The following is a 25,709-nucleotide window of genomic DNA, read 5'->3' as shown; positions in this document are numbered from 1 at the left end:
GATGGCACTGAATATCTGATAAGGTAACGGAGATTCCATAGTAGTCAGAGCTGGGGAAAGCCTAGTACAGGGCGAAGGGAATCAGCTTATTCTGTTTAAAATGACAAAGGAAGGAGCGTGAGGTTTCATGAGAAGTCCTGAAATTATTTTGGACAATCTAATGAAATGTGCAAAGAAAGAAGATTACAAGTTTGAAAGACTCTACCGAAACTTGTACAACCCGAAATTCTATTTAATGGCGTACAGCAAGTTAGCGCCTAATAGTGGAAATTTAACGGAGGGTGTCAATTCAGAAACAATAGATGGATTCAGCATGGAACGGGTTGATAAATTGATTCAGCAATTAAAAAATGAAAAATACCAACCTCACCCTGCTCGAAGGGTCTATATTCCAAAGAAAAATGGAAAGCAACGCCCGTTAGGAATTCCATCTTTCAATGACAAACTAGTACAAGAAGTGATTCGCTTACTATTGGAAGCAATCTATGAGCCGAATTTTCAAACTACTTCACATGGCTTTAGACCGAACCGCAGTTGTCATACAGCACTTACAGAAATATCTACAACATTCACGAGTAGTAGATGGTTTATTGAAGGAGATATCCGTGGTTTCTTCGATAATATAGACCATCAAATAATGATTCGGTTGTTGGAGAAGAAAATCGATGACGATAAGTTCATTCGTTTAATATGGAAATTTCTTAAAGCGGGTTACGTAGAAGACTGGAAGTTTCACAAAACGTATAGTGGAACACCTCAAGGCGGTATCATTTCTCCTGTACTTTCTAACATTTACCTCCATGAATTAGATACGTATATAGAGAAATATAAATCTAAATTTAATATCGGAAAGGTAAAGAAAAAAAGTCTAGAATATAAAAGACTTGAGGGCAGAATGTACTGGTGGAGAAGGAAAATGAAAACGCTAGAACTTCAATCGGATGAGAGAAAACACATTACATTAAAACTCAAAGAAATGAGTAAGCAACTCACTTCTCTCCCCTATTCAGAACCGATGGACCCTAAATATAAACGATTGAAATATGTAAGATACTGTGATGACTTCATTATTGGAATCGTTGGTTCTAAAGAAGACGCACAAACAGTCAAAAATGACTTAGAACAGTTCCTGCGGAAAGAATTAAAAATTGAACTATCAAGAGAAAAGACATTAATTACACACACCAATAAGTTCGCCAAATTTCTAGGATATAACATTACAATTTCAAGAGATCAAACACTTCGTAAAGACTCAAAAGGAGTTAAAAAGCGATACTACTCTTATAATTGTAGGCTCTATACGCCCAAAAACGCTTGGGTCGATAAATTAAAGTCACTAGGTGCATTGCGAATCAAAAAAGACGGTACATGGCAACCAATGCATAGACCTGAATTGTTATATCTTAGCGATTTAGAGATACTAAGTATTTATAATGCGGAGATTCGAGGATTATATAATTATTATGCTCTCTCCTATAATACGAATGTTTTCAATAAGTTTATTTATGTAATGAAATATAGTATGTACAAGACTTTTGCGAACAAATACAAATCCTCTATTAGCAAAATTTTAAAGAAATATAAGAGGAATGGTGTGTTTACAGTTCAATATGAAACGAAAGCAGGAACACAATCGAGAGTACTGTACAATGAAGTTTTTTCACGCAAAAAGTCAATCGAGATTTCCCGTCAAGTAGACAATCTTCCAGAAGTCAATATTTACAGAGGAAGAACAGAATTGACACAGAGACTATTAGCCAATCAATGTGAATGGTGTGGAACGAAACAAGGAAGTATGGAAGTTCACCACATCAAGAAATTAAAAGATTTAAAAGGTAAGGCTAAGTGGGAGAAAAATATGATTGCACGGCGTAGAAAAACTTTAGTATTATGCCATGAATGTCATGTGAAGTTGCACAAAGGACAATTAGATTGAATAAGTGGAAAGCCGTATACATCGAGAGGTGTACGTACGGTTTGGAGGGGAGTATTTGGAAACCTACCATAGTAATATGGCAAGGCGCTGGGTGCTTACCCTACAGCGACGTCCAAAAACAATTTTTCTTAAAACAGATCAAAGGACGTGGCTATGTCGATAAAGGAGATAACGTCATTACCGAATTTTACACACCACTTGTGCCTAAGGATCATGACTTTTTAAATGAGATAGAGAAACTAGCTCCATAAAGGCTGCCCAGTGCGGCGGCGTGCGAAGCGAAAGCTGCTGTGCTGGGCAAAGCCTGCGTGGCGACAGCCACGCTTTACCCCCCGTTTCTAACAGGGGGGTAGAAAAACAATAGAAACTGCTTCAAAAGTCTAAAGACCCTTGTGCATCAAGGGTTTAGGGCATATTACGAAGATGTCAACTTTTATCCTTTAGTTGACATCTTTTTTGTGTTGGGAGGAATGCACATGAATGAAGTACCTTGGTATCAACAATTAAAAGAAAAACGATTGGCATACGGCGTGTCGCAAAATAAATTAGCGGTACATGTAGGAATTTCAAGACAGTATATTAGTGAGATTGAAACAGGAAAAATTACACCGACTCAAACGTTACAACATGCGATGTTCGATATTTTAGAACAATTTAATCCAGAAGCACCTTTGGAAATTTTATTTGATTATGTGCGAATACGTTTTTTAACAACGAACCCAAAGCCTGTTATCGAAGAAATTTTACGGTTGAAAATGGAGTATATGATCCATGAAGATTATGCGTTTTATTCTTACATGGAACAATATGTTTTTGGCGACATTGTTGTCATGGTTTCGCCCGATGAAGATAAAGGTTGTCTGCTAGAACTCAAAGGCAAGGGTTGCCGTCAATTTGAAAACTTTTTATTAACCCAACAGCGTACATGGTTTGATTTTTTCATGGATGTATTTCGAGTAAGTGGAGTATTTAAACGAGTTGACCTAGCGATAAATGATAAGACAGGCAAATTGGATATTCCATTTTTGACGAACAAATGTCGAAATGAAGAATGTATCTCCGTTTTTCGTAGCTTTAAAAGTTATCGTTCTGGCGAATTGGTTCATGGGGAAGAAAAACGAGATATGGGAAATACACTGTATATTGGTTCGTTGAAAAGTGATGTGTATTTTTGTGTGTATGAAAAGGATTATGAACAATACGTGAAACACGGAGCATCACTTGAAGATACAGACATTAAAAATCGTTTTGAAATTCGATTAAAAAATGATCGTGCGTACCATGCGGTTGTTGATTTAATGACGTATGAGGATGCGGGACGAACAGCTTTTTCTATTATTAATCGATATATTCGATTTGTCGATAAAGATGAGAAAAAACGACGAAGTAGTTGGCCAATGAATGCGGAGTGGCAACGTTTTTTAGATTTAGGTGAAAACAGAAAAATTTATTTAACAACAAAACCTGAACCTTACACATTCGATAAAACACTTAGATGGTTGGCTCGACAAGTGGCTCCTACTTGGAAACTGGCAACTAAACTGGATGAAATCAATCAAACAACCGTGATTAAAGATATGTTAGATCAAGCGAAATTAACCAAACGTCATCAACAAATATTGATGCAACAGGCACTTGAAACAGAAGATGTTATTAAATGATAGATCGGAGGTTTCCGTGAAACTATTAAAATACATTTTCATTACTATCATGGGCGGCTTCGTTTTATGGTTTATCGAATGCATGCGGCAAGTGACAAAATATTAGAAGGTGAAAGGAGAAATGTAAGATGAACTTTGGGCAGAATTTGTATAACTGGTTTTTAAGTAATGCGCAGTCTTTAGTGTTAATGGCGATTGTAGTAATCGGCATTTACTTAGGATTTAAGCGTGAGTTTTCTAAACTGATTGGATTTCTAATTGTTGCGTTAATCGCAGTGGGATTAGTCTTTAATGCAAGTGGAGTGAAGGATGTATTGTTGAATCTGTTTAATAGAATTATTGGTATTTAATGTTACCATTATAGTAAGTTAGGGAGGGTTTATATGGACAATCTAGCGAAAGAGAAATTAATAAGAATTTATCAAGGAATATCTAATAAGAAGCCTGAGCATTGTTTAAAATTCCATTATGTTTACAATGGGGTGAATGTGAACCTTTATTTTGATTATTTTGATAAGAAAAGTATGTCATTGAGTTTGATATTGGTAGCGGATAAAGTGTTTTATTTTACACCACTAAATATTCTTAATAAAGGGTTGAATAAAGAATATTTACCAAAAATGCCATTTGAGATATTAAGCAAAATTTTACAAGATGGGAAGTTAGATGATTTTTATAGAAATATGGAAACTCATATTTTGCAGGATAATCCTCATATTAATTATTATTCAAAAGACAAAATATTTACTAATACACTTAAATTTAAAAAGGGTAATATTGATTTACCTTTTTGGAAGACAGTTAGAAGGATAAGAATGCCAGAAAATACACTTATCAATTTGAGTCATAGGGCGGATATATCCATTGAAGTACTTCGAAAAGTACAAAACAACAATCTAACCCTAGTTAGAACAGCGAAGCCAGAAGAAAGACGTGAATTAACATTGATTTTAAGTGAACATAATATTAATTTATAATAGTTTGAGCAAGGCAACCTTCTTTTTAAAAGAAGGCTTTTTTTATGTCTAATTTAATTGAAAGGGTGTGAAAAATCAATGGACATGCAAGTTTATATTGCCAATCTCGGAAAATATAACGAGGGAGAATTGGTTGGGGATTGGTTTACACCACCGATTGATATAGAAGATGTGAAAGAACGAATTGGCTTAAATAGTGAATATGAAGAATACGCCATACATGATTACGAATTACCATTTGATGTTGGCGAATACACCCCAATTTCTGAAATTAACCGATTATGTTCGATGGTAGAAGAATTAGAAGGATCACCAATCTATAATGAGCTATCCGAAATTCAAGGATACTGGTTTGATAGTTTGGAAGAATTGCTGGAACATCAAGAAGATATTATTTGTTATGAAGATTGTGAAGATATGGAAGATGTCGCTCGTTATTATGTAGAAGAAACAGGCGTGCTTGGTGAAGTACCAACTAATTTACAGAATTATATCGATTACCAAGCACTTGGAAGAGATTTAGAAATAAACGGTAATTTCCTCGTTACATCACATGGTGTATTTGAATATCTTGGATAAGTAAATATTAAAAATTATGAAACAGTCTGTGCATGCAGGCTGTTTTCATTTTGAAAGGAGAACCTATGAAAAAGTTAAAAAGTTATACACGTATTTGGTCGGTTGAAAAAGTGATTTATGCGATTAATGATTTTCGTTTGCCCTTCCCAGTCACATTTAATCAAATGTCGTGGTTTGTCCTTTCGCTTCTGTTTGTCATGTTACTAGGTAATCTTCCACCACTCTCATTGATTAATGGGGCGTTATTAAAATATGTGGGAATTCCCGTTGGCTTAACATGGTTTATGAGTCAAAAAACATTTGATGGCAAAAAGCCATATAGCTTTCTGAAATCCGTCATTACTTACTTTTTTCGTTCCAAAGTGACTTATGCAGGGAAACCAATCAAGTTACAACGAGTGAAAGTGAATGAAAGTATTACAGCTGTGAGGAGTGAAGCCCATGCGTTATCCGATTAAATATATGGAAAATAATCTTGTCTTTAACCATGATGGGGAGTGCTTTGCATATTATGAATTACTTCCCTATAATTATTCCTTTTTATCACCAGACGAAAAAATACAAGTACACGATCATTTTCGCCAATTGATTGCACAAAATCAAGACGGAAAAATTCATGCCCTACAAATTAGTACCGCTAGTAGTATTCGTTCTGTTCAAGAGCGAAGTAAAGAATTAGTTACTGGTCGATTAAAAGACGTTGCTTATGCACGAATTGATGATCAAACCGAAGCGCTTGTTTCGATGATTGGGGAACATCAAGTAGACTATCGTTTTTTTATTGGTTTTAAACTGCTCTTGAATGAAGAAGAAGTTAGTATGAAATCCATGGGAAAATCGATTAAAAATTTACTATCTTCCTTTGTTCGTGATGTGAACCATCATTTAATGGGGGATTTTGTTTCCATGCCTCATGATGAAATGAGACGCTTCTCTAAAATGGAGTCTTTACTGCAAAACAAAATTTCAAGACGTTTCAAAATACGTCCTTTAGATAAAAATGATTTTGGTTATTTAATTGAACATCTTCATGGTCAATCAGATACTGCTTATGAGGAATATGACTACGTGCTTCGCCTGAAAAAAATAAAGCATGAAACTTTAGTGAAGCGTTATGACATCATCAAACCCACACGTTGTCTTATTGAAGAAAATCAGCGTTATTTAAAAATTGAACAAGAAGAACAAACAACATATGTTGCTTATTTTACCATCAATTCGATTGTTGGTGATTTGGAGTTTCCATCAGATGAAATCTTTTATTATCAACAACAACAATTCACTTTCCCCATTGATACATCCATGAATGTGGAAATTGTGACGAATAAAAAAGCATTATCGACTGTGCGGAATAAGAAAAAAGAACTGAAAGATTTAGATAATCATGCTTGGGAATCCAACAATGAAACAGGAAGTAATGTGCTAGAAGCGTTGGAACAAGTGAATGAACTAGAAGATGTACTCGATCAAAGTAAGGAGTCGATGTACAAGTTAAGTTTTGTCATTCGAGTTTCTGCCTCTAATTTAGACGAACTCAAACAGCGATGTAATGAGGTGAAAGATTTTTATGACGATTTAAACGTGAAACTTGTTCGCCCATTTGGAGATATGATTGGTTTACACAGTGAGTTTATTCCCGCTAGTAAACGGTATATGAATGATTATATTCAGTACGTTACATCCGACTTTTTAGCGGGGCTTGGATTTGGTGCTACACAAATGCTTGGTGAAACGGAAGGTATCTATATTGGATATAACTTAGATACAGGCCGTAATGTCTATTTGAATCCGAGTTTAGCAAGTCAAGGGGTGAAAGGTTCTGTTACGAATGCGCTTGCCTCCGCATTTCTAGGTTCACTTGGTGGTGGAAAATCATTCTCAAATAATTTGCTCGTTTATTATGCCGTGCTATTTGGCGGACAAGCACTGATCGTTGATCCAAAAGCAGAACGAGGTAATTGGAAAGAAACATTGCCAGAAATGGCACATGAAATTAACGTGGTGAATTTAACAAGTGATGACAAGAATAAGGGGTTACTTGATCCTTATGTCATTATGAAAAAGAAAAAGGATTCGGAAAGTCTTGCGATTGATATTCTTACCTTTCTTACGGGTATCTCTAGTCGTGATGGTGAAAAGTTTCCTGTGTTACGTCGAGCGATTCGTGCGGTCAGTCAACAAGAGGAACGAGGGTTACTTCTTGTCATCCAGGAACTTAGAAGTGATCCGAATCCATTAGCACGTCCCATTGCAGATCATATTGAAAGTTTTACGGATTATGACTTCGCTCACCTTCTGTTTTCGGATGGAACGGTAAAAAATTCGATTAGTTTAGAGAAACAGTTAAACATTATTCAAGTGGCTGATTTAGTATTACCTGATGCGGAAACGAGTTTTGAGGAATATACGACGATGGAACTACTAAGTGTCGCGATGCTGATTGTGATTTCTACCTTTGCATTAGACTTTATCCATTCTGATCGAAGCATATTTAAAATTGTTGATTTGGATGAAGCTTGGTCGTTCCTGCAAGTTGCACAAGGGAAAACACTCTCAAATAAATTGGTTCGTGCAGGACGTGCGATGAATGCTGGTGTATATTTTGTGACGCAAAACGCAGATGATTTAACCGATGAGAAGTTAAAAAATAATATTGGTGTGAAGTTTGCCTTTCGTTCTAGGGATATTAATGAAATTAAAAAAACATTGGAGTTTTTTGGAGTAGACAAGGAAGATGAAGGCAATCAAAGGCGACTTCGGGAGCTAGAAAACGGCCAATGTTTGATCCAAGATTTATATGGATGTGTTGGGATTATTCAAGTCCATCCTGTTTTTGAAGATTTATTTGATGCTTTTGATACTCGGCCACCTACAAATGAGAAAGAGACGAGGTGATCATGTGAAGAAGCGACAATTGAAAAAAGTGATCTTAACGGTAGTACTAATTGGTGCTGCCGTTTTTCTATGTCTTCTATCACTTGGCACTTTTGCACATGCAGCTGGATTAGTCGATGATACGGTATCGGAAGATAACTTGTATTCTATTTATCCATTAGATCATTACCAACTGGATTTTTATGTTGATACAGGTTGGGATTGGCTGCCGTGGAATTGGAATGATGGGATTGGTAAACAGGTCATGTATGGACTTTACACAATTACCAATTTCATTTGGATTATCAGTTTGTATTTGTCAAATGCCACAGGCTACTTAATCCAACAAGCTTACTCTCTTGATTTCATTTCCCAAACAGCAGATGCGATTGGGAAGAATATGCAAACATTAGCGGGGATTACGGCAAGTGGTTTCAGTAGTTCAGGATTTTATGTCGGTTTTTTGCTTCTGTTTATTTTAGTCATTGGGATCTACGTGGCTTATACAGGTCTAATGAAACGAGAAACAACAAAAGCGATTCGAGCGATTATGAATTTTTTAGTCGTGTTTCTGTTATCAGCTTCTTTTATCGCTTACGCACCAACATACATTACAAAAATTAATGATTTTTCTGCTGATATTAGTCAAGCAAGTTTAGACTTAGGAACAAAAATCTTAATGCCAAGCTCTACTAGTCAAGGAAAAGATGGTGTGGATATGATACGAAATAATCTCTTTTCTATTCAAGTAGAACAGCCATGGATGTTGTTACAATTTGATGATTCAGACAAAGAAACAATTGGTGAAGATCGCGTAGACACATTGGTTTCGATTAGTCCAGATGCCAATAACGGAAAAGATCGTGAAGATGCGGTTAAAGCAGAAATTGAAGATCATGACAATAAAAATTTAACGATTACGAAGACCACAACACGTTTAGGCATGGTCTTCTTTTTATTTCTATTTAACATTGGGATTTCCATTTTTGTGTTCCTATTATCGGGCATTATGATTTTCTCGCAAATTCTATTTATTATTTATGCGATGTTTTTACCGATTAGTTTTCTATTATCCATGATTCCAACTTTTGAAAACATGGGGAAACAAGCGATTATGAAGTTATTTAATGTGATTATGCTTCGTGCGGGTATCACGTTAATTATTACAGTTGCATTCAGTATTTCATCCATGCTTTACAGTTTAACAACGAGTTATCCTTTTTTCTTAATTGCCTTTTTGCAGATTGTCACGTTTGCGGGCATTTACATGAAACTTGGTGACATCATGAGTATGTTCAGCTTACAAAGTAATGATTCACAAAATGTTGGCCGTAAAGTGATGCGTCGACCTTATCGCATGTTTAATCGTGGTGGTCGCCGCTTACAACGTAATATTACTCGTACACTTGCAGGTGCAACAGCAGGGGCGACGGCTGGCGCATTAGTTGGTCAGTCTAAAAAAACAAAAGGGAGTTCATCGTCACTTCGCCCATTACAACGACTCACATCTTCACCAAAAAAGAATCAGGAAAAGATGTATGAACAGGCGAATCTAACTTCCTTAAGTCAGAAATTTGGTCAAGTAACTGGGAAAGTACTTGGTGCAAAAAGCCAAGTTCGTGCAAATATCAAACACCGAAAAGAACAATTGGTTGATTTACCAACAAGTACTAAATATGCAGTGATGCAAGGAAAAGAACAATTGAAAAAGCCTGTTCATGATTTTAAAGAAGGTGTTGTGCGAGCGAAAGAACAAAGAGAAAAAGCAGCAATAGAACGCACAGTGAAATATCGACAAACAATTGCAGATAAACGACGAGCATTGGATAAAAAGCGTGCATCTTCTCGTAATCAGTTTACTCATACACGACCAGTTACCCAAAGAGAACCGATTGTGGGCACATTCATACAACAACCAAAAACATCACCAAGTGCACAAGAATATTTAACCCATGGGATGCAGGACCAATTCAAACGGTCGAAGTTGAATAGAAAAATATCAGTTTATAAAGAACGGCCAGAAGTGGAACGTAAACAAAAAGTGATGAAGCATCCAGATAAACCAATCAAAGTAATGATGAAGAGACAGCTTCAGAAACGTTCTATACCTCCAAATAGGAGGGAACGTCAATGAAGGTCATAAGATTAAAAATAATGCTCATAACGTATGGAGTAGGCTTTCTACTCTTTTTTGGATTGTTGGTTTTTGTGGCACTCTTTATTTCTAATGAAGATGATTCATCAGGAGAAAATTATTCGGGTATTGATGGCGGGGGAAGTGTTTCTGTGTCAGCAGATGTATTAAAGCACCGACCAATGGTAGAGAAATATGCAAAAGAATATGGCGTTAGTGAATATGTGTCAACATTACTCGCAATTATGGAGGTGGAAAGTGGTGGAAGGTTAATCGATGTGATGCAATCGAGTGAGTCAATGGGATTACCACCTAATACTTTAGATTCGGAAGAAGCATCTATAGAGCAAGGAGTAAAATATTTTGCGGATTTAATTCAATCAGCAGAATCTAAAGGGGTAGATGGAAATACGGTCATACAAGCGTATAACTATGGCGGTGGTTTCATTGATTATGTCGCACAAAGAGGAAAAAAATATAGTTTTGACTTAGCACAAAGTTTTGCGAAAGAACATTCAGGTGGAAGTAAAACGACTTATACCAACCCAATTGCGGTAAAAAAGAACGGGGGTTGGCGTTATCTTTATGGCAATATGTTTTATGTCGATCTAGTCAACCAGTATTTTCATGTTCCGCAATTTGATGGTGACATTGTACAACTAGTGATGGATGAAGCGTTGAAGTATGAAGGCTATCCTTATGTATTTGGTGGAGATAACCCGAACACTTCTTTTGATTGTAGTGGACTGACGCAGTGGAGTTATCAAAAGGCTGGAATTAATTTACCAAGAACAGCACAACAACAATATGACGTCACCGAACATATTCCTTTATCTGAAGCAAAGCCCGGTGATTTAGTGTTTTTCCATTCAACGTATAATGCTGGAACGTATGTTACCCATGTCGGTATTTATCTTGGAGACAATCAAATGTATAACGCAGGTGATCCGATTGGCTATGCAGATTTAACGACTGCTTATTGGCAAAAACATTTAATTGGAGCAGGGCGCATTAAACAATAGAAAGGGTTGGAATAGATGAAAAACGTTTTTAGAAAAATTAAAAAACAAACAGTGGAAACAAAGTCATCGAAAACAAAAGTAAAAAGTGTTGGAACGCGTAAGAAATCAGTGACTGTTTTGTGGATTGTATTAATCAGTAGCCTTGTCTTTGGGATATATAAGAACTTTACAGCTATTGATCAACATACAGTTCATGAAAAAGAAGTAATTGAAACAAAACTTGTGGACACTAGTGCAATTGAAAGCTTTACGAAAAGCTTCGTGAAGAATTACTATACGTGGCAAAATAATAAAGAATCGATTGAACAACGTGAGGAAAAGTTAAGCCATTATCTAACAGAGGAATTACAAGCTTTAAATAGTGAGACCATACGATTAGATATTCCCACCAGTTCGAGTGTGAGTGATATTGATATTTGGTCGGTGTCACAAGAGAAAGATGATACCTATTCGGTAGTTTATTCAGTAGAGCAAAAAATTGCAGAAGATAAGAATAGCGATAAGGTTCGCTCCACATATCGGATTTTGCTTCATCAGGATAAAGTAGGAAATTTAGTTATTACACAAAATCCTACTTTATGGAGTATACCGAATAAATCAGATTATGAACCACAACAACCTGAGAGTAATGGCACAGTCAACTCTGATACAGCGCAAGAAGTGACAGAGTTTTTGGAGACATTCTTTATGTTTTACCCGACTGCGACAGAGAAAGAGCTTGCTTATTACGTGAAAAACAATGCATTACCAGTAATCGGAAAGGATTATACATTTTCAGAACTTAGTAATCCAGTATTTCAGACAGTAGATCATCAAATAAAAGTATGGGTTGCTGTTAAATATATTGACGAAGTAACGAAATCTGTACAGTTTTCACAATATATACTCACGTTAGAAAAGGATACAAATTGGATGATTGTAGAATAAATATATCAGTTTTATCGATACAGTGTTTTGACGAGAAGTAAGTTTTATACTATTGCAGACTGTCTCAAATATTATGTCCTAGACATAATAACGTTTGATTAGTAGGGTAACCCTTTTTAAGGTAGCCCTACTTTATTTGTTACTTTGAAAAAAGTTTGATAAAAATAATCCTTTAAGATAGTATTTTCGTAAATGGATAATTTTGCATTCATAAGGTACAGATAAAGTCATTGTAGTTTAATTGTACTTTTACACAACAAATCACTGTAAATACCTGTGTAAAAGTACAATAATAAAAATCTTACGAATTGTTCATGTGAAAAATCAACATATCTTATAAATATATTTTGGTTTCACATCTAGAGATACAAAACAAGGGAAATCTAAAGAAGTAAAATATTATTTCAGACGAACAAAAGGTTGGATATGCAGAAGGGCTTTTTCTTTTATGCAAAAGGAATTAAAATTGCAAAGCTGAAAATAGCAGTAATGGATTCGAGCATGGAGCCAAAATTACTATTAAACCAATTCTTATTACGTTTAATTACTTGCTAACCCTGTTTAACTAAATAAAAACAAGGAGAAATATATATGAATATAAGTTCAGGAATTGGAGATCCATATTTTTATGAATGGACTGTTGGATTAGACAAAATCACTTCAATGCTTATACCCGAAGAAGAGATAAAGTCGGTTACTCTTCAAGCTAGTATTGATACGCTAGATGATGTGGTCTGTGAATATTGTGAAAAAATTGAATATATACAAGTGAAACATACGAGGGTTGATGAAAAAATAGGATTTTCTTTTTTACTAACCAGGGACAAAAAATCTGATTCCCTCCTTATGAAAATTGCTAAAAGCTGGATGAAAGAAAAAAGCGAAAGCGATAAAGATTGCTATGCCACTTTGCTTACCAATAGAGAACCTGTTACAAGTGCTACTTCTATAAGTAGAGGGGATGTAAAAATAGGGGTTCCTTCATTTAAAGAATTCTTTACTTGGTTCCAACAAACTAGCAGTTCAATCCAGTCGATAAATACCCTTAGGGAGCGTCTTCCGAATAAGGAATGGGCTAATGTACTTGAAGCTTGGCTTGAGGAAATCGATGTATTCGAGGATGAAAATGAAACAGTTGAATTTATTCAGAAATTCAAAATAGAGATAGAACACCCTAATACTCTAGAACTAGATAAAAAGATATTGGAAAAAATCATAAATATTTTTTCAGTTAGCCAAGAGACCGGTTTAGAGTTATATAAGTCACTCTTTTATTCTTTGAAAAAATGGGCATCTTCAACTAGGGAAAAGGAAAAAATTACTGTAGAAGAAGTGTACTCTAGTTTAGCTATAAAAGAAGAACGGTATCCACAGCATCTTTTATTACCACCAAGTCCTTTTTTTGAGAGTAGAAAAAATTTGATTTCATATATTGAAGAGCGCTCTAAAAATAAGTCACAGAAAATGCTATTTTTGTACGGTAAACCAGGAATTGGGAAAACGAGCTTAGTTAATTTTTTGGCTAATAAGCCTGATACAATTGTAGATTTACGGTACCATGCTTATATCCCAGTAACTCCAGAATACAAATATGTTAATTTGGATTTTGATAAGTCTATTACAGAAGAAATGATGTGGGGTTCGTTATTAAATCAACTACGCGAACTTTTTCGGGGTAAATTGTATAAGTATAAAGTACCTATTAGAAATCAGTTTCTGTCAAAAGAGGAACTTAGAGAGACAGTTCTGCGTTTGGCATCAGAGTTTGGGAAAATCCATAACAAAAATACAGTAATTGTAATTGATGGTATTGACCATGCCGCAAGATCTGGTTCAAAAGAAACTTTTTTAAGATCATTAATTAGTCCTGAAATAGTACCTGATAATATATTTTTTATTCTTTGTGGTCAACCAGCGGAGGATTATGAAGATTATCCAATTTGGCTGAATTCAGCTTCTGAAAGTTTAGACAAAGTCGAGCTAACAGGAATAACTTTAGACGATATAAAAGTTCTTTTGAGAAAAATAAATCCTAATATAGATGATTTTAATTCTGCAGCGAAAATTATATATGAGATTTCGAAAGGTAACACACTTTCGGCAACATTTGCCGCATACGAATCAAAGAATATTAAAGAAAGTACAGCACTATTTACTTATTTGAATGAAAAGAATTTAAGCTCTAACATAATCGAATACTACGATTCTATTTGGAATTCTCTTGATGAAAAAGTATTTAAAAATGGTTACCAAATTAAAGATTTATTAGCAACTCTTTTTTCTATTACAATTGAAAAAGTTTCAATTGATGATATTTTAGAGATTTTTAAAAGTAATGAAATAAGTAAAGTGGAATGGCAACAAATATTAAACTTTTATTCACCACTAGTGATAGAAAATGAAGGTAAATACGCACTTTATCATAATGATATTAGGGTATATTTAAAGAATAAACTTCGGAAAAACTCAAATATTATTACATATGTTGCGGGAAAGATAGCGACTTATTACCTCAATTTCTCTAAGAAAATAGAAATAAAACATCGAGATATTTTCCGGTTACTAGATTTGGCGAATAGGTCTTCCGAAAAACTTGATGTATTTTCAATGGATTATGTTAATGAAGCTATAACACTTGGGCAAGAAATAGATGGTTTACTATATCAATTTAAAGAAGTAGTTCAACAAAGTAAGATAGATTATGATTTTGAAAAAATACAGAACATTTCTTTAACTGCTATATACCTAAACCAATATATAAGGATTATGGATTATTATGAAGACCTAAAGCCAACAATAAAAATACCGAATTTACTGTATTCCGAATATGAAAGAATCAACCTAAATTCAGTTAAAATCAAGGATATAAAAATTGTAGTGGATGATATTAATACTCTTGTGAATGATAACCAATCTTACAGAGCAAAGGCACTTTTTGATAGGTGGTTCGGAGATTTTCAATCAGTAATTACTCATGTTAGCGTTAATGAATTATGGCATCAAGATCAAGGGCTATCACGAGGTACTTCTGATACCTTAACTCAAATTGGCTACTTATCTAAGATCCTGAATAGCAATATCTATATTGACTCTATTGAAATAAAAAACCAAATTAAAAGTCTAATTATATATGGACAATTAGAAGGATTAGCGAATAATACTAACACCACAATACTTCAATTTGCTAGATTTTTTAATAAAAACATACGTAAACTAAGCATTAATCAGCTTGAAGATCTTTTAGATAAATTGTTTCAGAATCAGGAATGGCTTAAACTGTCATATGTGCTTTCGAAAATTAAAAAGAATAAGGATTGGTCGTATAATTCGTTAGATATAAAAATCCTTTTTTTAAACACACTTATAGTGAGAAAAAAAAGTACAGATCCAATTTATAATGATGTTAAATTGAAAGGTTTTAAAGCTCTTAGTAATCAAGACTATCATTATAATAATAAACTTAATATGTACTCCGCCTACTCTTTTATTTTGGGGTATCTTGGGGATTTTGGATCTAAAGAGTTACAAATTAATGAGGGTATCCATGAATACTATTTAAAATATGGTGATGATCGGGGACGACCTTATTTAAAAAGATTAATCAGGATATCTTTTGAACTCGGAAATATTTTCGAGACAAAAAAATATATCGCTTTCTCTGATTTTAGAATATATCTAGATTATTTGTTTGATGAATGTATGACCCCTTTTTTAAATGGAATTTATGGAGTAGCTAATCAACTAAGTAAGTTTATATTTTATCTTATTGAGAATTCAAATGATGGGGTGTTGGAGTCAAAACTTACAAGTTATCTTTTGAATAGAACAAAAGGCTATGATTATCGTTCTAACTATTCAGTGACATTAACATGGGAATATTTAGCCACACGAGGGTATTATAATGAATTAGAAAACTGGTTCGAGTATTGGTTAGGAGTGAAAGGAAGAGCCTGGAACTCATCTCTTCAAGATAGTATTTCAACATATAATCTTTTTTCTGAACTTATGTTGAAATATGAGGTCAATAAAGGGATGGTCGACAAAGCAAGAAAAAGATTATACGAAAATTTGCTTGGTTTTATCGAACATAAAGATGGCGTACTTCACTATCCGTATGAAGTTTTCAAACGTGTTGTTGAAGATGATTTATCATATTGGAGCAGTAAGGGCTTGGATTTATATAATTTGTCTTTGTTAGCTAGTGAGAAGGGAGATAATTTACTTGCGTCCTCTATCGAGGATCTATTTTTTGAATCAGCAATATTATCGGGTTCTCAAGAATTTTATAGATTATTAAATAATGATTTTTTCGAGAAAAAACTCATTACAAAAATAAATCACATTATTTATTTTTTCAAAGAGAATTGGAAAACTTTAGACTTTGAAGAAGAAGATTTACTTGGTTTGTGGTGTTTAATAGAAGCAACATCCAGCAAAATATCTAATAATGATAATGCCCGAAAAATTGAATTTAGTAATCAAATTATAGAGAAGTTATCGAATGATAATGAGAGATTTTTAAAGGAAAGAACGGATGTATTGAAAAAGGTATATATTGAAAATTTATATACTAAAGATGATCCTCCAAAAGGTGTTCTTAAATATTATGAATTACCAATTGATAAACTAGTAAGTGAATTTTTAAATGACGTAGAACAGTTGGAATATAAATCTCATGCATGGGAAAGATTTGAAATTATTGCAAGTAGAATAGGTAACTATAGAACAAAAGATTTTACTAGTTATAGAGATGCACTTTTTTCATTCTTTATTAATAGAGAAAATCATTACAGTTGGGAATCAGATAATGCAAATGTTGCAGCAGAGAGTTTAATCCCTTTACTGTCCCCCCATCAAATAAAGGAAATGTATGCTGATATAATTGATAGCACACTTGTGTCGAGGGAACCTTCATATTGGTTAAGTAGCTTTACCGATGATGTGAATAACTATGTACTTTATATGATAAAAGCCTACTATCCAAATAAATTGATCCCTTTTTTTGAACAGCAAATTTCTATGTTGTCTTCATGGCATAATAGTAATTTTAGGAAAGTGACTTTGCCATCTATAAAAAAAGAAAAAATTTGTTGGTTAGATATATTTGAACAGTTGTTATGGTTATTATTTTCAACCGAGAATATCGAAAGAACTATGAATTCTCTTAATGGAATGTATTATTTTATGAAAAATTTAATTCATCGATTTGATTTTGTAAGACTACCTTCCCAAGGGTCAGTTAAACAAAAGTATTTTATTCTACTTTTATTAGAGAAATTGGCTAGGGAAAAACAGGATATTACTGTAGCAGAGCCCTTTTTAAATTATTGTATAAACGATAGTAAATTATTGAATTTGCGTCTTCAAAGTTCTTTGGTTTTAGCTTATAAAAATCAAGATATGAACAAACTTGAAAATCCTCTAAACAGAAAATCTGTCGAGAAAATTTTAACACAGCCTAAATCAGAATCTATTGAAATTCCATTTTTAATTCAGAGAAATGAAAAATTATTAGGTATGGAATTGGTAAGTGCATATTTGGAATCCTATCTATCACTTGAGAGGGAGTATTTAAAGATAAAGGAAATTGATTTAAGGGAAGACCGAATATTAAAGTTTATGGGTTCTGATAAGGAAGATTTTATCGTTCAAAGATTTTTAAATAATAAATTTGAGCATTTAAATACTTCCATCAGTACACTGTGTCAGCTATGTTTACCTATTGATGAACCAGATATTATTTTATTTAATCCAGCTTACTATGAGGAACTTGATAATTTCTGTAATAACCAGTTGGAGGAGCAATTAATTATTCAAAGCGGAAATAAAATATTAAATGCAAATATTCCAGAGAATGAAGTATTAGTGGCTGGTACAATTTCTTTCTATCCATCAAAAGAAAGTAAAATTATGGCTTTTTCAAAGAAAATAGTTAGTCCATATTATAATTCTGACGAAGAAATTGGGAAAATGTTTGGAGGAAGACAATTTCTAAGAAATTTAGCTGTTACTGAATCAGATTCAAACGAAAATTGTACATTATTTAACTTAACATATGGTTATTGTTATTTTGTTAATGAGTATTACAAAATGTCGCCATCCAATCTGTTTGTTTCGATTCAAGAATGGTTAGGGAAAAAGTATGAAATTCGTTTTGAATTATCATATGGAAAAGGTGAAGAATTTTATATGGATATGGCGACATTTAGGCAGCCAACGATGCAAAGGTGGATCATGAAGAAAGCTGATGTAGAAGAACTGCAAAAAGAATTAGGAATTTTATTAGTGGAAGCTAATGAGATTGGTAATCTTTAAGTTGAGTACTACATGATAAGTATTTCTATGCATAATCTCTGAGATGAGCAAAGAAATACTTATTGGGGTATTTCTGAAAATCCACTTGATTGTTTATATTCTTAGCTTGTGAAAGATGTCTTAATTTTCGAAGTTTGATTGAAAAATTAGAGTAAGGCGTTCTATTAGCTTATTATGTAGTTGTTTTTCAGAAAGAATTTACGAAAGATAACACAGTGAAGTTGTAAATCAAAAATATACTAAAAATATTTCAATACCAGTTGACTACAATAGATGCAATCAGTTTTGTGATATTATGATGTAAGCGGTTACTAAAAAGGATGGATAAATATGCTTAAAATTGAAGAATATATTTCCATGCGAAAAAGAAAAGAGAAAATAAATGAATTCGATTTTACCAAACACTCGGATAACATGGGTAAGATTATTCAGTTCGTCTCTGAATATTTCAATGACTACCTGAATCCAGAAGATTATAATTATGAATTAATTAAGCTTCAACAGACAATTGAAAAATCGAAAAAAACGCTAATAAACCAATACCCAAATACACATGGTTTCATTGAGGAATATTATTTAAATAAGAAAAAAAGAATAGATACTTTTATAAAGAAAGTTTGTGATGCTCAAAAAGACATTGATATTTTCTATAAGGAAAATGAATTTTTAGAGATTGCAAAAGAAGTATCTCATAGATTATCGGACTGCGAACTTTCTGATGATGACTTTTCCAAAGTAGTACTAGCAGTTAAAGATTATTGGAAATATAATATTTCAAAACCAAATCGTTCGGAAATGAAAGGATTAGATAATAATATTGTAAAATGGGTAATGGATTCTTATAGAGAATTCGGGGTTAACATAGCAAGTTATGCTTTTAATATTGCCTGGAAATGGTCGGATAAGTATGTAGAGCATAAATATTCTAGGCAGTATGATGAACATTATTATATTAATAGTTATGATTATCGTTATCAAGACAACCCTTTTGATATAGAAGAAGAGTACGAAAAACATCAAGATAAACCTTTTATGCAGGGGAAGAGAGATTATTTTGAGATGTTGGTGATGTATTCTTGGCTTTTTGATGTTCTGGAGGATACGTCTTATTGGCCAGAATACGAAAAATTATGTGTGAAGACTCGAAATGTGGATTTGAAAACACAACGTAGAGTTTTGGTACCAATAAGTAATGGAAGCCAAAAATATCCGGAAGAAATACAAAGTGGAATAGAGTATATAGAATCAAAAAATGGATTAATAAAAAATAAACAAAAGGATCAATATATAATCTCTATTTTAAATGAAAAAACAACGGATAATATTTGGACAAATAATTCTGTAAAAGCTCAAGTAGTAAATAATATAAAGAAAACAGTTGAAAAATATGGGAAACCAAAACTAATTGAATTTAGATCTCCACTTAAATCTCCGGTTTTTGGTATGAAAGAATTAATAGATAAGTATTTAGAGATTGAAAAGGACTTAAAAACACTAGGGAAAATATCCATTGCTATCAAAACCAATTCTATTCGAACAAGTAAAGAACCAGTGGTTCATGATATGGATGATATCATGGAACTACATCATGTCGTTGAAAAAATGAAATTAAAATTAAAAATAATCATTGACCTTGTAGACACAAATAATCGTAATGTACTAAAAAAAGGAATGGAAGATTTAATTAATTCTCTTGCTTCAAAACCTAAGAGTTTTATAGGATTTCATATAAATAAGATTGATGAATGGGGAAAAATATATGGTTTTACTGAACGAGGTTATAAGATTGATCGCAATTCCTATCCGTCATTTTCGGATTTTATGCTAGGTCTGTCAACAATATTACAAGGTACCACACCTAAACTGTTAATTCCTGAAAAAGTAAAATCGGAAGAAGATCTGGAAAAGCTTGTAGATACTTTATATAAATGTGGATGTGAATTTGAAAGTGGTGTAAACAATGACTGATAATACCCGGAAGTATAACCTTGATAATATAGATAATGAAAAAGAGTTTACTCAGTGGGTAAGGTCGCTAAAATCAATTAAGTCTACAAATTTGCATGCTTTAATTCTTGAATACGATCAAATCGAAAAAAAGAGAGAACAAAATGAAAAATATAGCTATATTGAAGAACTTCCATTTAGTTTGCAATTCGAAGAGAAGCAAAAAGTCAATTATGAGGATATTCAAGATAAAACAATTTTAGACATACATGTTTCTCCTTTAAAAAGAAAATTAGCATATACGTTTGTTAATAGGTTGCTAACAGGCATTGAATTGTTAGGAGGACAAGTTTACGTCGGATATGAAAAGGATTATAATACTGAATTGCAATTACCTTACGTAAGTTGGAAAATACTGCTCTTTGAGAGAAAATTAAGAGGAAACACAGAAGGGACTATGCAACCGATATATAGAAAAAACTATTCAGGATCCTTACAACTTGAATTAATAAATTTAGAAAATAAAAAGAAGTTAATTTTTACTGATGAACAGAAAAGTTTGCTCAATCAGCTTGAAGCGATTTTTTTAGATTTAAGGATAGAATACCTGTTGATACGAGATAAAAAGCGTGAAGAAAGAAGAAAAAGTGAAGCGGAACAAGAATTAATAAGAGCTCGTCATGAAACTGAGAAACTTGCTAAAGAACAAGAAAAATTAAAAGCACAGATTGATGAAAATAGAAATGTTCAAAAAGAAGAGATCTTTGATCATATAGAGTATTTGGAGAAAATCAAAAAAGTAGAAAGATATCTTCACACTTTACAATCAATACCTTGTGATGATGAAGAAAGTAAGAAAATCTTACAAGACTATGTTGAAAAAGTTCAAAGTTTATATAATCTGAACAAATTTACCAACATCATTGAACTGTGGAATTCAAAATTTGGTTAGCATTTTTGAATGATTTTTTATGAAAAAAGAAGATTTATTGATCCTCAAATACAGCATTTAATTATTAGGGATTGTAAACTAAACTGTGCAAGTGAGAGAGCATACGGCTCTTGCTTCGCCGTTTAGTTTTTTTATTGATAAAATAAAACTACATCTTTATGCAAAATATATTTTAAATTATTCGTTTTAATACAGCAACACTAAAAGGATCTTTATTTTACGGCAATTAACCATAAAAAAACCTCCTGTATAATAGTGTCATGCCCTGTTTACATGCAGCTTTCATTACACAAGAGGTTATTCTATTTATCGTGATGGCTCTCCAGTCCGCAAGAGGTGGCTCTTTTTTCCGCAATGACCGGCTCAAAAGTACGCACATGTGGCTCAATTCATCTGCAATATTCAGTTGATAAGTAAACAGGGCGTTCATGTCGCTTTTGATGTTGCGGGCCGCGTGTTGCTTACATCCATCGAGTTAACTGGAATTAGCGAGTAATTACCAATGAGCTCAGTTCCAACATGGTTTATCGCTAGTATATTTCTATACGGCAAAATATTTATACTCAGTACTTAGGCTATTTCTTTCTTACTAATTTTATTCTTCGACGGTAATTCCAGCAGCTTTGAAGTGTCCATAGGCAACGATTTTACTAAATTGTGATGAAACTTCTTCCACAGGAAGGGGCAAATCGTTTTTGATCCACCAAATGATGACCCCCATAAAAGCTGATACGAGATATTCGAGTAGCAATTCTTTCGATATTTTTAAAGTAGATTTCCCATGAGAAGAAGTCCAGCCCTCATTTAACTTATCTTTAATAATCTTCTCCATTTTTGACTGAAACAAATAAATTTTATTCTCTCCAACTAACATCGCTTGATAATAAGAGGTATTATGCGAAATGTGTTCCAATATAGTCTGCATGACGGTCTCAAGTGTAGAAATACTAAAAGGTCTCATGCTGATAGGACATTGAACGATGGCGTTTTTTATTTCCTCCAATAACTCTTCCACACATCTATCTAATAAATCAGGCTTATCTTGGTAATGGAGATAGAAAGTGTTTCGATTGATCATTGCGCGATCGGCAATATCCTGGATCGTTATGGCTTCATAGCCTTTTTCCTGAATAAGTTCATAAAATGCCTTTCGAATCGATTGGTTCGTCCGCAATACCCTTAGATCGGTTTTCTTATTCATTTTTTCGTCCCCTCTCAAAAAAAATTTAGATCGTTAAGCGACAAATTTCTACGAATTGTATGTTATCCATCAAAAACAAAAATATTGGATATTGTATATGGTATTTCCTCTTATTATAATGGGCATTAGATAAATAAACAACATATTGTTCATTATTTATCTAATGCCTATAAATTTGAAGGAGGGGAAATAAAGTAAAAGTTAATAGTTAGGAATTGGTCAATCAGGGATTATACTTATCTAACTTAAATAATGTGAAATTTAATAAATACGGAGGTTTTTGAAATGACAATAAATACTAAAAATGAGCTTGTTCTTAAAGCAATCGCAGTCATAGAAAGTTTAGAGAACGGTAATCCTGAAGCTATTACAGCTTATATTAATCCAGACAAATATATTCAGCACAATCAGTCCTTACTCGATGGTCGTGATGCCATGCTTGGCGCACTTGATCATTTAAAGGAAATAGGTACAAAGGTAAGTGTTAAGCGTGCGTTAGTCGACGGAAATTATGTTGCACTTCATTCTGAATATGATTTTTTCGGCCCCAAAATCGTTTTTGATATATTTCGTTTTGAGAATGGACTGATCATTGAACATTGGGATAATTTGCAAGAAAAGGTAGAAAAGACACCAAGCAATCATACGATGATTGATGGACCGACCACAATTAAGGATATAGACAAGACTGATGTAAACAAAGAATATGTTAAAAGTTTTGTGGAGAATATCTTAATTGGGAAGAACCTAGATCTGCTTACCTCTTACTTTGATGGGGATAACTACATTCAGCATAGTCCACATATTGCAGATGGCCTTTCCGGTCTTCACGCTGCAATGCAGGAGCTCGAGGAGAAAGGTATTAAATTTCAATACACTCAAGTTCATCAGATTATCGGACAAGGTGATTTTGTTCTTGTGGTGAGTGAAGGTATATTTAATGGTCAACAAACTGCTTTCTATGATTTGTTCCGCGTAGAGGATGGAAAAATCGCCGAGCATTGGGACGTAATCGAAACCATATTGCCGGAAGAGGAGCGAAAAAATTCGAACAGTAGATTTTGAAGTTTGTCTAGCGGAATCGCAGAAAAACATCGCCACATTAAATGACGGCGATGTTTTTCGTATCACAGACATATCTGAGCGATAAATTAATCATCAAAGAAATAAAAGAGCGTTGCTTCAACAATGCTTAACTAAAGAAATGAGGTGTCTCTTAATGCAAACCAATCATAGAATTCAAAGGAATAATGAAGAGTTGTTATTAGGCGTTCTTGTCTTTACGCTCATTATCGCCGTCATGAATTTAACCATGTTTAATGTTGTACTTCCAGATATCAGTAAACAGTTTCAGCTTTCACTATCACAAGCAGGCTGGATCGTCACGAGTTATATGATTGTCTATGCAATTGGTTCGGTAACTTATGGAAAATTGTCAGACACATATAGTTTAAAGAATTTGTTGACCTTTGGTCTATTAATTTTTGCAATTGGATCAGTTGTTGGTTTGGTGGCTATTAAATTTTGGATGCTTATTGTGGGACGAATTGTACAGGCAGCTGGTGCATCGGTCATTCCTGCGATTTCAATGATCGTTCCGGTCCGTTACTTTTCACCCGAAAAGCGTGGACGTGCTTTGGGTACCGTTGCAATCGGGTTCGCGCTAGGTTCGGCATTAGGTCCGATTATTGCCGGGGTGACAAGCAGTACGTGGAACTGGAGAGTTTTATTTGTTGTTTCCCTTCTATCGTTGCTGACGTTGCCAATGTATCGTAAATATTTAAATGATGAAAAGCGGAGTGCCGGCAAAATGGATTTTATCGGCGGAACACTTTTGGCAGGTACAGTAGCCACCCTGTTACTGGCTTTAACAAATGGGAATATATGGTTTGTTACGACTGGGACCATTTTCTTTATTTTGTTCTTATTACGTATTTTCTACGCTTCAGCGCCATTTATAGATCCGGCTATATTTCGAAACAAATCGTTTTCATTCAGTCTTATCATTGCTTTCGTAATGATTGGAGTTAGCTTTGCTATTCCATTTATTACACCTCAGTTACTCTCTTCTATAAACCAATTGTCAGCGGCTTTCATTGGAATTGTTATGTCGCCGGCAGCCCTTGTGGCTGCATTATTGGGACGGAGGGGAGGACAGTTGGCTGATGAAAAGGGAAATCCGTTTCTTGTGTATACTGCAGCAACACTTCTTATTATCGGTTTTATCTGTTTGTCTTCAGTCGTCGGCATGTCGCCAGTCCTTATTGCAATCTTTCTTATTTTTGCTGTCTTAGGTCAGTCGTTCATGCTAATCGCTATGTCGAACACTGTTTCACAAACGCTATCAAGAAAATATGCGGGAGTAGGGATGGGGTTGTTTACCATGATCACTTTTATTTCAGCAGCTGTATCAACAGCTGCGATCGGCAAGGTACTTGATTTTGGCACATCGGCCATTCGCTTAAATCCGCTAAATCAAAATAGCGCTTCTTTTATATATAGCAACATTTTTCTAGCACTAGCCATTCTAGTTGTTGTGACGGTCACATTTTATTATGTACAATTTGGGCGTAAAAAGGCTAAGGTCAAAAAATTCTTAAGGGAGAAAGTTGAATAAACAAAAATAAGAGCCACTTCAGAGTAAGGAGTGGCCCATTCATCTATGTTGATAAATATCTTTTTGTAGTTCGATGATGTTTTGTGTTTTGATACTGTACAGTGAATCGTACCACAAGTAGGTTAATTCAATTCTCAATAATCACGAGGGCTCACCAACCCACCATTAAAATGGTTATCTCTTTGGAATTAATAATCTATATAAATGCTAATATACAAGCAGCAATATTGAAAATTAAATACTTCAAAATCCGTTGTTGCCCTACTAAAAGCAAGATTAGATAGGTGAATTAAGCTCATTTTATTTAACGAAAAAGCAAAAAAAGAGTATGTTTTCGTGTTTGTTTATACATATTCTGATTTAAAAGGACTTATAGTTCTAGAGATTATTACGGTTGCAATCTATTTACATAATAAATTATCTGATAACATCCAATTTTTTCTCAACTGACTTAAAACTAGTTGAGCTTTTTTTCATTTACGTCAATATTTTTTCGAAAAAATTGCTTCTATTTTCGGCATTTAGAAAAAGCGCTTGTTGAGGGCTATGAAGGGGGAAATCATCACT

16 protein-coding genes and 1 pseudogene are annotated in these 25,709 nt (G+C 33.8%); 16 read left to right on the top strand and 1 reads right to left on the bottom strand.

Features of this window, described 5'->3' with window-relative positions; all coding sequences use genetic code 11:
• The first annotated feature begins 127 nt into the window (after window positions 1-127).
• The 14 genes and pseudogenes from LZD48_RS08015 to LZD48_RS07950 all read left to right on the top strand — a co-directional run bounded on the left by LZD48_RS08015 (window position 128) and on the right by LZD48_RS07950 (window position 21,324).
• Entirely contained in the window at window positions 128-1,936 is a 1,809-nt protein-coding gene (locus LZD48_RS08015; protein ID WP_235762203.1) for a reverse transcriptase domain-containing protein, read from the top strand.
• Window positions 1,937-2,019: 83 nt separating this feature from the next.
• A pseudogene (locus tag LZD48_RS08010) lies at window positions 2,020-2,187 on the top strand (ATP-binding protein); the annotation flags it as partial.
• Between the two features lie 210 nt (window positions 2,188-2,397).
• Window positions 2,398-3,597 carry a MobT family relaxase gene (gene mobT / locus LZD48_RS08005; protein ID WP_235762300.1) on the top strand — a complete coding sequence of 400 codons (1,200 nt, stop codon included), beginning with the start codon at window positions 2,398-2,400 and terminating at the stop codon, window positions 3,595-3,597.
• A gap of 128 nt (window positions 3,598-3,725) precedes the next feature.
• Complete coding sequence (locus LZD48_RS08000) at window positions 3,726-3,947, top strand: hypothetical protein (protein WP_235762202.1); 222 nt, start codon at window positions 3,726-3,728, stop codon at window positions 3,945-3,947.
• Between the two features lie 33 nt (window positions 3,948-3,980).
• Window positions 3,981-4,574 carry a hypothetical protein gene (locus LZD48_RS07995; RefSeq protein WP_235762201.1) on the top strand — a complete coding sequence of 198 codons (594 nt, stop codon included), beginning with the start codon at window positions 3,981-3,983 and terminating at the stop codon, window positions 4,572-4,574.
• A 78-nt stretch (window positions 4,575-4,652) separates the two neighbouring features.
• Window positions 4,653-5,153, top strand: coding sequence for an antirestriction protein ArdA (locus LZD48_RS07990; RefSeq protein ID WP_235762200.1), 501 nt, complete (start codon window positions 4,653-4,655; stop codon window positions 5,151-5,153).
• Between the two features lie 65 nt (window positions 5,154-5,218).
• A complete protein-coding gene (locus LZD48_RS07985) occupies window positions 5,219-5,611 on the top strand; it encodes a conjugal transfer protein (protein ID WP_235762199.1) in 393 nt (130 codons plus the stop codon).
• Complete coding sequence (tcpF, locus tag LZD48_RS07980; RefSeq protein WP_235762198.1) at window positions 5,595-8,048, top strand: conjugal transfer ATPase TcpF; 2,454 nt, start codon at window positions 5,595-5,597, stop codon at window positions 8,046-8,048. The genes LZD48_RS07985 and tcpF overlap by 17 nt, the downstream gene beginning before the upstream one ends.
• Entirely contained in the window at window positions 8,029-10,161 is a 2,133-nt protein-coding gene (locus LZD48_RS07975; protein ID WP_235762197.1) for a CD3337/EF1877 family mobilome membrane protein, read from the top strand. The genes tcpF and LZD48_RS07975 overlap by 20 nt, the downstream gene beginning before the upstream one ends.
• A gap of 5 nt (window positions 10,162-10,166) precedes the next feature.
• The gene (locus tag LZD48_RS07970; RefSeq protein ID WP_235762299.1) at window positions 10,167-11,183 is read left to right on the top strand and encodes a bifunctional lytic transglycosylase/C40 family peptidase; all 1,017 of its coding nucleotides are present in this window, start codon (window positions 10,167-10,169) and stop codon (window positions 11,181-11,183) included.
• A gap of 15 nt (window positions 11,184-11,198) precedes the next feature.
• Entirely contained in the window at window positions 11,199-12,110 is a 912-nt protein-coding gene (locus LZD48_RS07965) for a conjugal transfer protein (protein ID WP_235762196.1), read from the top strand.
• 591 nt (window positions 12,111-12,701) lie between these two features.
• Window positions 12,702-18,425, top strand: a complete 5,724-nt coding sequence (locus LZD48_RS07960) for a P-loop domain-containing protein (RefSeq protein WP_235762195.1) — start codon at window positions 12,702-12,704, stop codon at window positions 18,423-18,425.
• A gap of 330 nt (window positions 18,426-18,755) precedes the next feature.
• Window positions 18,756-20,393, top strand: a complete 1,638-nt coding sequence (locus LZD48_RS07955; protein WP_235762194.1) for a hypothetical protein — start codon at window positions 18,756-18,758, stop codon at window positions 20,391-20,393.
• Window positions 20,386-21,324, top strand: a complete 939-nt coding sequence (locus LZD48_RS07950; protein WP_235762193.1) for a hypothetical protein — start codon at window positions 20,386-20,388, stop codon at window positions 21,322-21,324. Before LZD48_RS07955 ends, LZD48_RS07950 begins: the two co-directional genes overlap by 8 nt.
• A gap of 595 nt (window positions 21,325-21,919) precedes the next feature.
• On the opposite strand, the gene LZD48_RS07945 is transcribed toward LZD48_RS07950, so the two are convergent.
• The gene (locus tag LZD48_RS07945; protein WP_235762192.1) at window positions 21,920-22,525 is read right to left on the bottom strand and encodes a TetR/AcrR family transcriptional regulator; all 606 of its coding nucleotides are present in this window, start codon (window positions 22,523-22,525) and stop codon (window positions 21,920-21,922) included.
• A gap of 285 nt (window positions 22,526-22,810) precedes the next feature.
• On the opposite strand from LZD48_RS07945, the gene LZD48_RS07940 reads away from it, so the two are divergent.
• Complete coding sequence (locus LZD48_RS07940; RefSeq protein ID WP_235762191.1) at window positions 22,811-23,590, top strand: nuclear transport factor 2 family protein; 780 nt, start codon at window positions 22,811-22,813, stop codon at window positions 23,588-23,590.
• A gap of 154 nt (window positions 23,591-23,744) precedes the next feature.
• The gene (locus LZD48_RS07935; protein WP_235762190.1) at window positions 23,745-25,142 is read left to right on the top strand and encodes an MFS transporter; all 1,398 of its coding nucleotides are present in this window, start codon (window positions 23,745-23,747) and stop codon (window positions 25,140-25,142) included.
• Window positions 25,143-25,709: the final 567 nt, after the last annotated feature.

Source organism: Oceanobacillus alkalisoli (assembly GCF_021556485.1).
GTDB classification, from domain to species: domain Bacteria; phylum Bacillota; class Bacilli; order Bacillales; family Amphibacillaceae; genus Oceanobacillus; species Oceanobacillus alkalisoli.
Note: the sequence above shows the minus strand (reverse complement) of the source record. Positions and strands in the feature narration are given on the sequence as shown.

What these genes read in the sequence shown, in the direction of transcription:
- LZD48_RS08000 (WP_235762202.1), top strand. Translation starts at nt 3,726, where the DNA reads ATGAACTTTGGGCAGAATTTGTATAACTGGTTTTTAAGTAATGCGCAG.
- tcpF (WP_235762198.1), top strand. Translation starts at nt 5,595, where the DNA reads ATGCGTTATCCGATTAAATATATGGAAAATAATCTTGTCTTTAACCAT.
- LZD48_RS07995 (WP_235762201.1), top strand. Translation starts at nt 3,981, where the DNA reads ATGGACAATCTAGCGAAAGAGAAATTAATAAGAATTTATCAAGGAATA.
- LZD48_RS07965 (WP_235762196.1), top strand. Translation starts at nt 11,199, where the DNA reads ATGAAAAACGTTTTTAGAAAAATTAAAAAACAAACAGTGGAAACAAAG.
- LZD48_RS07985 (WP_235762199.1), top strand. Translation starts at nt 5,219, where the DNA reads ATGAAAAAGTTAAAAAGTTATACACGTATTTGGTCGGTTGAAAAAGTG.
- LZD48_RS07945 (WP_235762192.1), bottom strand. Translation starts at nt 22,525, where the DNA reads ATGAATAAGAAAACCGATCTAAGGGTATTGCGGACGAACCAATCGATT.
- LZD48_RS07950 (WP_235762193.1), top strand. Translation starts at nt 20,386, where the DNA reads ATGACTGATAATACCCGGAAGTATAACCTTGATAATATAGATAATGAA.
- LZD48_RS07990 (WP_235762200.1), top strand. Translation starts at nt 4,653, where the DNA reads ATGGACATGCAAGTTTATATTGCCAATCTCGGAAAATATAACGAGGGA.
- LZD48_RS08015 (WP_235762203.1), top strand. Translation starts at nt 128, where the DNA reads ATGAGAAGTCCTGAAATTATTTTGGACAATCTAATGAAATGTGCAAAG.
- LZD48_RS07940 (WP_235762191.1), top strand. Translation starts at nt 22,811, where the DNA reads ATGACAATAAATACTAAAAATGAGCTTGTTCTTAAAGCAATCGCAGTC.
- LZD48_RS07960 (WP_235762195.1), top strand. Translation starts at nt 12,702, where the DNA reads ATGAATATAAGTTCAGGAATTGGAGATCCATATTTTTATGAATGGACT.
- LZD48_RS07975 (WP_235762197.1), top strand. Translation starts at nt 8,029, where the DNA reads ATGAGAAAGAGACGAGGTGATCATGTGAAGAAGCGACAATTGAAAAAA.
- LZD48_RS07955 (WP_235762194.1), top strand. Translation starts at nt 18,756, where the DNA reads ATGCTTAAAATTGAAGAATATATTTCCATGCGAAAAAGAAAAGAGAAA.
- LZD48_RS07935 (WP_235762190.1), top strand. Translation starts at nt 23,745, where the DNA reads ATGCAAACCAATCATAGAATTCAAAGGAATAATGAAGAGTTGTTATTA.